The sequence below is a fragment of the Lysobacter sp. genome (genome assembly GCF_035655815.1).
In the GTDB taxonomy this organism is placed as follows: domain Bacteria; phylum Pseudomonadota; class Gammaproteobacteria; order Xanthomonadales; family Xanthomonadaceae; genus Lysobacter_J.
The window spans coordinates 1-10,286 of sequence record NZ_DASRTS010000059.1; the positions used below are offsets into that span (position 1 = coordinate 1).

General features: G+C 68.0%; 9 protein-coding genes. All 9 read right to left on the minus strand.

The window, feature by feature from the left end:
* A partial coding sequence (locus VFE83_RS15795; RefSeq protein WP_324907889.1) for a BatD family protein occupies positions 1–1,540 on the minus strand: 1,540 nt, incomplete at its 3' end.
* The gene (locus VFE83_RS15800) at positions 1,537–3,267 is read right to left on the minus strand and encodes a VWA domain-containing protein (protein ID WP_324907891.1); all 1,731 of its coding nucleotides are present in this window, start codon (positions 3,265–3,267) and stop codon (positions 1,537–1,539) included. The genes VFE83_RS15795 and VFE83_RS15800, both read right to left, overlap by 4 nt.
* Entirely contained in the window at positions 3,264–4,226 is a 963-nt protein-coding gene (locus VFE83_RS15805; protein ID WP_324907903.1) for a VWA domain-containing protein, read from the minus strand. The genes VFE83_RS15800 and VFE83_RS15805 overlap by 4 nt, the downstream gene beginning before the upstream one ends.
* Before the next feature lie 56 nt (positions 4,227–4,282).
* The gene (locus VFE83_RS15810) at positions 4,283–4,756 is read right to left on the minus strand and encodes a DUF4381 family protein (protein WP_324907893.1); all 474 of its coding nucleotides are present in this window, start codon (positions 4,754–4,756) and stop codon (positions 4,283–4,285) included.
* Positions 4,756–5,682: a DUF58 domain-containing protein gene (locus VFE83_RS15815; protein WP_324907906.1), complete on the minus strand. Its 927-nt coding sequence runs from the start codon at positions 5,680–5,682 to the stop codon at positions 4,756–4,758. The genes VFE83_RS15810 and VFE83_RS15815 overlap by 1 nt, the downstream gene beginning before the upstream one ends.
* A 170-nt stretch (positions 5,683–5,852) precedes the next feature.
* A complete protein-coding gene (locus VFE83_RS15820; RefSeq protein WP_324907895.1) occupies positions 5,853–6,845 on the minus strand; it encodes a MoxR family ATPase in 993 nt (330 codons plus the stop codon).
* Positions 6,846–7,014: 169 nt separating this feature from the next.
* Entirely contained in the window at positions 7,015–8,964 is a 1,950-nt protein-coding gene (locus tag VFE83_RS15825) for a type IV pilus secretin PilQ family protein (RefSeq protein WP_324907897.1), read from the minus strand.
* An 18-nt stretch (positions 8,965–8,982) separates the two neighbouring features.
* On the minus strand, positions 8,983–9,540 hold the full coding sequence (locus tag VFE83_RS15830; protein WP_324907899.1) for a pilus assembly protein PilP: 558 nt from the start codon (positions 9,538–9,540) through the stop codon (positions 8,983–8,985).
* A gap of 1 nt (position 9,541) precedes the next feature.
* On the minus strand, positions 9,542–10,216 hold the full coding sequence (locus VFE83_RS15835; protein WP_324907901.1) for a type 4a pilus biogenesis protein PilO: 675 nt from the start codon (positions 10,214–10,216) through the stop codon (positions 9,542–9,544).
* Between the last annotated feature and the right edge of the window lie 70 nt (positions 10,217–10,286).

The window sequence follows — 10,286 nt, forward strand, 5'->3', positions numbered from 1 at the left end:
CCTGGCGCTGTTGCGGATCGTCGAGGCGCTCGCGGACCTCGTCGAGATCCCGCGCAGGTGGCCGGACTATCGAACACAGACCGTCGGCCACCTCGCCCAGATCCGCACGGTCGAGCAGGCGCTTCAGGTCGACGTGGGACCTGGCGGGCTCTGCATCCGGCAACGCTGGATCGGGCTTTACGGCGGCCTTCACGCCCTCGCCGCGATGCAGCCCCCACACTAGCGTGAACAGCCAGAGCGCGGCGAACAGCAGTGCCGCCAGCACCCAGGCGCGATTCGCGCCGCCGAGATCGGTCACGTTCGCGGGCTGCGTGCCGGATGCGTTGATTCCCCCCGGGGAATTCGCTGCGGAAGGCGCCGGCAGGACAGTGGAAGAGGCTGCGCTGCCCGGCGCAACGGTCCACGAAAGCGGTGGCAGGCGCGTGGTGCGTGGATTGCCGGATCGCACGTCCCACCAGTTCATCTGCACGCCGGCGAGCTGCACCTGTCCCTCGCGGGACGGCACCAGCGAGAAGCGACGCGTCAGCTTGACGCGTGGACGTCCGTCGACAAAGCGCTCGTCCGCCTGCACGGGCTCGGCGAACACCTGCACGCCCTCGATGGTCGGCAACTGCAGTTCGGGCATCTGCGCGGCGGTCGCACCGTCGGCCACCGCCTCCAGCGTCAGCGTCGCGGCGGCGCCGGCGCGCAAGTCCTGCGGCGTGGACTGGTAACGCAATTGCAGGTTCTGCAGCGGCAACCACGGCTGCGGCGCGTTCGCCGGCACGGCCTGCACCTGCAACGTGGCCGGCGCGGCCTGCGCTTCCAGCGCGCCGCCGCGGTCGCCGAACAGATCGTCGAAGAAACCACCGGCACCGCGCCCTTCGAAATGCGCGGGCGGAATGACGAGTTCGCCGCTGCGCTCGGGCACCAGCAGGAAGCGTCGCTCCACCACGTTGTAGCGCCGCCCGCCGATGTTGCGCTGGTACTGCGCATCGTCGCCCACCCGCTGCAGCGAGGCGCCGTCGGGCGCAGGCTGGTCGAGCTGGCCGGATATCAGGGGCGCCACGGAATACAGGCGCACCACCCAGCCGACGGACTGCTGCACGTAAGGAGCATCGTCGTCGGCCTGGCTTTCGATGAATACATCGTCGCCGGCATGCGCCGGCCTGCGCGCGGCGGCGGGTGCCACGGTGAGCGGGATCGGCTGCGTACGCAGGCTGCCGACCTGCAATGCAGGAACGGTGATGATGCCGTCGCGTCGCGGCCGCAACGCCACCGCGAACAGCGTGCGGATCGTGCTGCGTCCGTTTTCCATCACGAACTCGCGGCGACTGGTGTGTCCGCTCAGGAAGAAGTCCGACATCAGCGGCGCGTAATCGGGCTCGGCCGTAGTCGTGGACGTCGTCTCGATGTTGAGCGTCACCGTTTCGCCCGCGGCGATGCGATCCCGATCCACCCAGGCGCGTATCTGCGCCGAGGCATCCAGGCTCAGCAGGGCCAGCAGCAGGAACAAGGCGAAAGCGGCGAGGCTTCGCGCATGCGAGGGACGTGCGTTCATGGAGAGGCCTCGCCACTGGACTGTCGGCGTTCGTGCTCGATCCGGAATTTCTCGCGCAGCAATCCGCCCGGATCGTCTGGCACGCGGCGCAGCCAGGCCTCGTTCGCCAGGCGCTGCTCGCGTTGCTGCGGAGTTTCGTTGGCGCGTTCCTGCTTGCGTTGCTGCTGCGTCTGTGCGCCCCGCTGCTGTTCCAGCGCCCGCTGCATGCGCTCGCGCTGTGCGGCGTCAGCGGCCTGCTGCGACTGCGCGTCGGCCTGCGACGGAGGCTGTTGTCCGCTGTCGCGTTTCGCATCGTCCTGCGGCTTCGGCTGCTGCGGCTGTGACTGCGAAGGCGATTGCGATGCCTGCGAGTCGCCCTGCCTCTGATCGTGGTCTTTCGACCGGGATGGCGGCGACTGCGAACCCGAACCGCCGCCCTGCGGCGGCTTGCGCTTCATCGCAACCTCGACGGCGCGCCGGTTCGCGATTGCATCCTCCATTCCCGGCTGGCGCTTCAGCGCCTGATCGTACGCGGCGATCGCCTGCGGATACTGTCCGGCCTTGGCGAGCGCATTGCCGCGGTTGTAGTGGGCGTCCGCGCTGTCGAGCTCCTGGTATTGCTGCGCGGCCTTCGCGAAGTCGCCACTTCGATACGCCTGGCTGGCCGAATCCATCTGCGCGTGCTCCACCTGGTCGGCGCGACGCCACCAATCGGCCGCACGCGCCTGCGGCATTGCGAGGAACAGCAGCACGACCGCCAGCGCCCCGCGGCGACGGAACGCCAGCAGCGACAGCAGCATCAGCGGCGGCAACAGCCAATAGCCTTCGTCCAGCCACGCCCGGCCCCGCAGTTCGGCGACGCGTTCGGCATCGCCACTGCCCAGGCGAGCGTCCGGATCGAGTACGCCCAGCGCGCGCAGATCGGCATCGTCGGTGGCGATGTCCGCGTAGCGGCCGCCACCGGCGGATGCCACGGCGCGCAACGAGCCGGCATCCAATCGCGCCTGTACAAACGCGCCATCGCCGCGCTTGTAGGTGGCGCCCGCTGACGTGCCCATGCCCAGTACATCGACCTGGAATCCCTGGGCACGCACCTTCGCGGCTGCCTCGCGCGCATCGTCATCCGCGTGGTCCGCGATCAGCAGGATCGTGCCTTGCGTGAATCCTGCCTGCCGCAGCAATCCCGCCGACCATTCGATGGCGCGATCGGCGCGCTGCCCATCGACAGGCATCACGTCCGGCGACAGTGCATCGAGGAACAACGCCACGTTGCCCGCGTCTTCGGTCAACGGCGCAACGGTGAAGGCGTCCTGCGCGAACACCACCAGCCCCACCTGTCCTCCCTGCCGCTCGCGCAGGAGCGTGGCGATCTTGGCGCGTGCCTGTGCCAGCCGCGTGGGAGGCAGATCGCCGGCAAGCGACGCGCCGGAAAGATCCAGTGCGATCACCAGCGGCGTGCGGCTTTGCCACAAGGGCTGCGCGCTCTGGCGCCAGCTCGGCCCGGCCAGTGCGAACACGGCGAGAACGTAGCCGAGCATCGCGGCGCCCCATGCCCAGCGCGAGCGACTGTCGCCCTTCTCGACCAGCAGGTGCGGCAGCAGGTGTGCATCCACGTTTTCGCGCCACACGCTCGCGCGTCGCCGCCGCACGCGCCACAGCACGAACAGTAGCGGCAGTCCGCACAGCGCCCACAGCCAGTGTGGCCGCAGCAGGTGCAACATGGCCGGATCGAAGGACGCCAGGTTCATGCCAGCCTCCTGCGCGGCCACGCGAATGCCAGCAGGGCGCACGCGAACGCCGCACCCAGCGGCCACACGTAGCGTTCGATGCGCGGGCGAACCGCCTGACCCGGGCGTTCGATCGGCTCCAGGCGGTCGATCTCGGCATAGATGCCGGCGAGCTGCGAGGTGTCGCGCGCCCGGAAGAAACGACCGCCCGTGCCCTTCGCGATATCGCGCAGGGTGGATTCGTCGATCTCGTCGCCGGCGCCCGGCATGGGCAGCTGCAATCCGAACAGCGACAGCGAGCCTTCTCCGCCGAACGCGATGGTGTGGATACGCACGCCTTCGGCTCGGGCGATCTCCGCGGCCTTCTTCGGTTCCAGGAGCCCGGCAGTGTTGACGCCGTCGGTCAGCAGCACCAGCACGCGCTGCTGCGCCGGTTGTGCACGCAGGCGCTTCACCGCGAGCGCGATGGTGTCGCCGATGGCGGTTTCCTGTCCGGCCAGGCCGATCACGCTGTCCTCAAGCTGCTGGCGGACGGAAGCAAGATCATGCGTCAACGGCGTGAGCGCGTAGGCGCGGCGACCGAACACGATGAGGCCGACGCGATCGCCGCGACGCCGGTCGAGGAAGTCCGCAAGCACGGCCTTCGCCGCGGTAAGGCGATCCACCGCGCGTCCACCGAGCTCCATGTCCGGCTCGCGCATGCTGCCCGACAGATCGAGCGCCAGCATGAGATCGCGCCCGGCCTGCGGCGGCTGCACTGCTTCGCCCAGTTGCTGTGGCCTGGCGGCCGCGACGCACAGCAGGATCCAGCCAAGCCACACCAGCACGCTCACGCGGCCACCCAGCACGCTGCGCCCGCCGGCACGAGCGACACGATCCAGCCGCTCGCCGAACGGCACGCGCAGCGCGGCCGAAGCGCCACCGCGCGCCGGCGGCAGCAGCCAGCGCGCGAGCAGTGGCAACGGCAATGCGAGCAACATCCACGGCCAGGCGAACTGTTCGTTGAGTGAGAGCAACGGCGCGAGCAGCGAATCGATCACCGGACGCCCATCCACTGCAGGAAGCGCTGCCGCGCGAGACGACGCAAAGCTTCGACTTCGGCCGGATCGACCTCGCGCCGATATCCACCGTCCAGCAGCAGACGGCCGGCTCCCTGGCTGAAAGGCGCACTTTCCGCGCGCCGTCCTCGGCGCGCGGGGGCGGCATCGAGGAATGCCAGCCACGCTTCGCCTTCCAACCGATCGGCGTCGGGATCACGCTGCCGACCGGCCCGGCGCAGCAGCTCCGACATCGCCGCCACCTGTTCCGCAGGCGATTGCGCATCGGCCACGCTGCGATCGAACAGTTCCGCGATCCGCGCACGCCTGCGCCGCACGCGCGCACGCCACCACCACACCAACGCGACCAAAAGCAGCAGCACGCCCGCGACCACCCACCAGCCAGGCGCCGGCGGCCACCACGGCGGCGCCGGGCTCACGTGAATGTCGCGCAGGACGAGTCCGTCGGCCATCACGCCACCAGCGGCCGGTTGCGGCCAAGCAACGGCAGCCACGAGTCGCTTGGCGCCTGTGTCGACAGCGCCTGCACGCGCACTCCACGCGCGGGCAGTTGCGCCATCGCGGCATCGACCGGGCGCGCGAACTCGTTGCGCCATGCCTGCCGCTGCGCGGCGACAGAGAGATCCACTTCGACACGGTGATCCACCGTCTGGAACGGCAGCGACGCCTTGGGCGGTGCGCTTTCGAGGGGATCGGTCAGCAACAGGACGATCACTTCGTGATGCTGCGCAAGCGCGGCCCAGCGTTGCGTCGGAATGACCGCGACGCTCTGGGGATCGGCGAGCACGATCACGCGCGAGCCCGGCCGCAGCAGGCGTTGCGCGTGATCCAGCGCGACTGGCAGTCCCGCATCGTCCTGCGGAGTGCGCGCGTACCAGCGCACCAGCGCATCCAGCACCCGCAAGGCACCGCGCGGGCCGGATGCGGGCGGAATCGGCGCTTCGCGCAGCGAACCGCGCAGCGCGGCGATGCGGTCGCCATCGCGAACGGCGGCCCACGCGGCGACCGCGCCCGCGCGTGCAGCCTGCACGGACTTGAACCGCAAACGTGTTCCGAAATACAGCGCAGGCGCGGTGTCGGCGATGATCAGGCTCAGCCGCTCACGCTCCGCCTGGAAGAGCTTGGTGTGTGCCCGACCCGTGCGTGCGGTGAGCCGCCAGTCGATGTGCCGCGCGTCGTCGCCGGCGACATATTCGCGCGATTCCGCGTATTCCATGCCGCGCCCACGCAACGGCGACAGCGCATGACCGCTGCTACCGAACCGCCCACGCTCGGCAGGACGGCGACCGGCAACCGTGCCGCGAAGCGCCACCAGTTCCGGCAGCGTCGGCGCGATGCCGTTGCCTTGCGTGGTGTCTTGGGTGTGATCGTTCGGCATCTGGTTCTGCGTCGCGTTCGACACGGATCAACGCGGACGAACACGGATGAAGCGGGAAACACGCGCTTTCCGGTGGCAGCGACCAGCACGATCGCGACGAAACCACCTGCTCACGGTATCCGCATTCGTCTTTTCCGCGATCATCTGCGCAATCCGCGTCAGGTAGCTTTTCAGGGCAGCGGCACACGCTGCAGCAGTTCGGCAACGAGCCGTTCGCCGTCCCAGCCTTCGGCCGTGGCCTCATAGCTGGGCAGGATGCGATGCCGCAGCACGTCCGGCGCGACGGCACGTACGTCATCGGGCGTGACGAAATCCCGGCCGGCCAGCCAGGCATGTGCACGCGCGCAGCGTTCCAGCGCGATGGATCCGCGTGGACTCGCACCCCAGGCAATGCGGCGCGCCAGGTTCGCGTCATAGCGCCCGGCGTCGCGCGATGCCAGCACCAGTTCGATCAGATAGCGCTCCACCGCTGGCGCGACATGCAGGCCGAGCACGACTTCGCGCGCGGCAAACACCTGCTCCAGCGGCATGCGCTCGACCGGCGGCGCTGCTTCGTGCAGCGTCTGGCGTGCGCGCTCGCGGGCCAGCCGCAGGATCTCGGCCTCGGCGTCCGCCTGCGGATAGCCGATGCGGACGTACATCAGGAAGCGGTCCAGTTGCGCCTCGGGCAGCGGGAACGTGCCCTCCTGCTCAATCGGATTCTGCGTAGCCATCACCAGGAACAGCCGCGGCAGCGCGTAGGTCGCGCGCCCAACGGTGACCTGGCGCTCGCCCATGGCCTCCAGCAGCGCCGACTGCACCTTCGCAGGCGCACGGTTGATCTCGTCCGCGAGCAGGATGGGATGGAAGATGGGACCGGCCTGGAACTCGAAACGGCCTTCCTGCGGACGCCACACTTCCGTGCCGGTGAGATCGGCCGGCAGCAGGTCCGGGGTGAACTGCACACGGGCGAAATCGGCCTGCAGCCGCGCGGCGAGCGCGCGGATAGCGCTGGTCTTGGCCAGGCCGGGCGCCCCTTCGACCAGCAAATGCCCGTCGGCCAGCAGGGCGATGAGCAGGCGATCGATCAGCCCGGCCTGGCCAATGATCTCCGCCGACAGCGCCTGTCGCAGGTCGCGGAAAGCATCGTACAGGCGGGGAAGGTCGTCGCTGCGGCGGTCCATGGGCGTCTCGCGGGGTGGCTGGCTGCAGTTTGACCGAAGTCGGCCGCCGCGGTTCAACGCGGCTGTCACCCATTCAGCGGCCGACCATCGCCATTCCGGTGGACACCCTGCCGCAAATGCAAAGAGGGCCCGAAGGCCCTCTTTGGCGTAGAGCCTGATGACGTACCGCTCACCCGCGCTGTTCGACCTTCATAACCTTCGGCGTGACCATGATCAGCAGCTCGGCCTTGTCCTTGCTGCGACCCTTCTTCTTGAAGAGGTTGCCAAGGAATGGAACGTCGCCCAGGAACGGCACCTTCGAGACATCGCTGCGGTCGCGGAACTCGTACACGCCGCCGATCACCACCGTCTGCCCATCCTCCACGAGCACGGCGGTGTTGACCTCGCGCTTGGCGATGGTCGGCACCTGCCCGATCGAGGTGTCGACGAAGCCTTCGACCTCGTCCTTCTTGACGTTCATGTTCAGAAATACACGGCCGTCATGCGTAATGGTCGGCGTGACCTTCAGCTCCAGCAGCACGTCCTTGAACTGGACGTTAGGGATAGGAATGGTCGTGCTGCCCTGCGACGGCGAAATCGTCACGTAACCGACTTCTTGGCCCTGGCGGATGACCGCCTCGCGCTGGTTGCTGGTGACGATGCGCGGATTGGAGATCACTTCACCGCGACCTTCTTCCTGCATGGCTGACAATTCGATGTCGAGCGCATAGCCGGCATTGAGGATCTGCAAGGCGACCGAACTCGTAGGATTGAGTACGGCAAGATTGCTCATCGGCCCCTTGAACAACGTCGGATTGCCGCCGGTCTCGCTCGCCTCAACCAGGGAATCGCGCGTCCTGTCGTTGTTCTCGATGTTGTTGTTGAACAGATACTTGCCGTCCTTCTGGCCGGCAATGCCGAAGCGAGCGCCCAGCTCACGCGCGAACGTATCCTGCGCAATGACGACGCGCCCCTCGATCAGCACCTGGTCGACAGGCCGGTCGATCACGTGGATCAGCTGCTTCATCTCCGCGATCTTCTTCGGGATGTCGCTGATCATCAGCGTGTTGGTGCGCTCGTCAGCCACAAGGCGGCCGCGCGGCGACAGGAAGCCGCTGTCGTTGCTGCTGTTGCCGCTACCACCGCCACCGCCACCAATGCCCTTGGCTTCGGTCAGCGCCTTGAAGATCTGCGAGGCGTTGTGATAGTTGATCTGCACGTACTCGGTCTGCAGGTCGACGCGGTTGTCGAGCGCGATGCGTGCGTCTTCCTTGTCCTGCTCGTATTTGGCGATCTCCGCCTGCGGCGCGACCCACACCACGTTGCCGCTGCGGCGCTTGTCCAGGCCCTTGGCCTGCAGGACGATGTCGAGCGCCTGGTCCCACGGCACGTTCATCAGGCGCAGCGTGACGTTGCCCGACACGGTGTCGGCAGCCACGACGTTCAGCCCGGACTCTTCGGCGATCAGCTGCAGGACAGTGCGCACCGGCACGTCCTGGAAGTTGAACGTGACCGGTCGGCCGCTGTAGCCGCGGCTTCCGGCAGCCGGCGCCTTGCCGGTGGTCGCCTGGCCAACGGCGCGGCCGCTGGCAGCGGCGCCCGTGCGCGGCACGATCTCGACGATGTACTCACGGCCGGTCTGGTACGCCAGCGACTCGAAGTTGCCGCTAGTGTTGAGGATCAGCTGCGTGCCACCGCCGCTCGCGCGTGCGTCGATCCGCTGCACCGGCGTGGCGAAATCAACCACGTTGAGCGGCTTGCGCAGGCTTTCCGGCAGCTTGGCATTGCCGACGTTGACGACGACACTCGAGCCCTGGTTCCGCAGGTCGGGCGCGGCACCGTCACCGCTGAACTTCAGCACAAGGCGGCCGGAGCCATCCGTTCCGCGCTTGAAGTCGATGTTGGACACCTCGATCGCGCCCGGCAGTTGCTTGGCCGGATCCGGGCTGGCCGCGGGCGCGACCGTGACCGGCGCGGTCGCAGGCACCGGCGCGGCTGCATGCACGGCGCTCATGGCGGCGATCGCACCGACCACCAGGCCTACGGAACCGCTGCGCAGCAGCAGAGGGCGGCGGTCGGACCGCACGCGGGTGGCGTTGGAGCAGGCCGGCTCACGGCACTCCGGTTTAAAAACGGTCATCGTGTTTCCCCCAGAATCCTATTGATCTTCCAACGCGACCGTGGCGGGACGCTCCAGCCATCCACCCGCGCCATCCGGCACCAGTTCCACCAGCTCGATGCGATCCTCGAACACCGCGGTGACGCGGCCATCGCTCTGCCCCAGGTAATTCCCCGGCTGCACGCGGTAGGTCACCTTGTCGGGTGCCATGACCAGGGCGATGACGTTCTTGCCGCCGCCCAGCGTGCCAACCATGTCCAGACTGTCGAGCGGGAACTGCTCCAGCGTCTGCTTGCGGCGCTGCGAGTCCGGACGCGGACCATTGCCGCCACCTTCGTCGGTGAACGCCGTGCTGAACGGATCGCGCATCGCGTATGCGTTGTATTCGAACGTCTCGAACTGCTGCATCACCGGCAGCGGTTCCAGCGGCGGCGCCGGACGCGCCTTGACCTCGGCAACCCACTTCTCGAGGTTCGGCGCCTCGCCCGGCGTGCTGGTCACGCCACGCGAGCAGCCGGCGACGCCGAGCACCAGGGGCAGCGACAGCGCGAGCGCGAGAGCGCGGCGTGCGCCGTCACGTTTGAAGCTTGCGCGCATCTCAGGTTCCCCCCTGCTTGCCGGCCGCACCTTGCGCGGCCTGCTCCTGCTTGGCGACTTCTTCTTCGTCCAGATAGCGATAGGTCTTGACCGTGCCGGCCAGTTCCAGTGGGCTGTTCGGCGTGATCACACCGCCTTCCTTTCCGCGCGGCTTCAGCGAGATGTCGTGCATGGTCATGATCACCACGCGCGGCAGCGAGGCCACGCCGCTGACGAAGCCGCCGAACTGGTGGTAGCTGCCTACCATGCGCAACGCGATGGGCTTCTCGGCGTAGAACTCCTTCGGTTGCTCCGCGCCTGGCTGGAACAGCTCGTTGGTGATGCCGGTTGCGAGCGCCGTCTGCGAGATGTCCACGATCAGGTCGGGCATCTCGGTCTTACTCGGCAGCTGGCGCAGCATCTGCTGCAACTGCTGCTCCATCTGGGCGAGCTGCTGCTTCAGCGGTTCGAGGTTGGAAGCCTTGCCCTGCTCCTTCTCGAACTCGGCGCGCAGGTCGACTTCCGTGCGCTCCAGGCCTTCCAGCTCCGTGCGCTTGTCGCTCACGAAGAAATACCAGGCGCCCGCGACGATGAAGAGGGCGACGATGACGCAGAAGCCGATCTGTGCCTGTCGCGGCCACGAACCGATGTTGTTGAAGTCCAGCTCGTTGAGCTTGATCGATTTCTTCTTGCTCATGACGCCGCTCCCTTGGCCGGCGTGGCGGTCGGCGCCGTCGGCGCGTTAGCTGGAGTAGTGGCGGCGCCCG

Bases quoted from the DNA above. Each gene is read 5' to 3' on its own strand.
- VFE83_RS15815 (WP_324907906.1), bottom strand. From the start codon at position 5,682: ATGCCGAACGATCACACCCAAGACACCACGCAAGGCAACGGCATCGCG.
- VFE83_RS15805 (WP_324907903.1), bottom strand. From the start codon at position 4,226: ATGTTGCTCGCATTGCCGTTGCCACTGCTCGCGCGCTGGCTGCTGCCG.
- VFE83_RS15810 (WP_324907893.1), bottom strand. From the start codon at position 4,756: ATGGCCGACGGACTCGTCCTGCGCGACATTCACGTGAGCCCGGCGCCG.
- VFE83_RS15820 (WP_324907895.1), bottom strand. From the start codon at position 6,845: ATGGACCGCCGCAGCGACGACCTTCCCCGCCTGTACGATGCTTTCCGC.
- VFE83_RS15835 (WP_324907901.1), bottom strand. From the start codon at position 10,216: ATGAGCAAGAAGAAATCGATCAAGCTCAACGAGCTGGACTTCAACAAC.
- VFE83_RS15830 (WP_324907899.1), bottom strand. From the start codon at position 9,540: ATGCGCGCAAGCTTCAAACGTGACGGCGCACGCCGCGCTCTCGCGCTC.
- VFE83_RS15825 (WP_324907897.1), bottom strand. From the start codon at position 8,964: ATGACCGTTTTTAAACCGGAGTGCCGTGAGCCGGCCTGCTCCAACGCC.
- VFE83_RS15800 (WP_324907891.1), bottom strand. From the start codon at position 3,267: ATGAACCTGGCGTCCTTCGATCCGGCCATGTTGCACCTGCTGCGGCCA.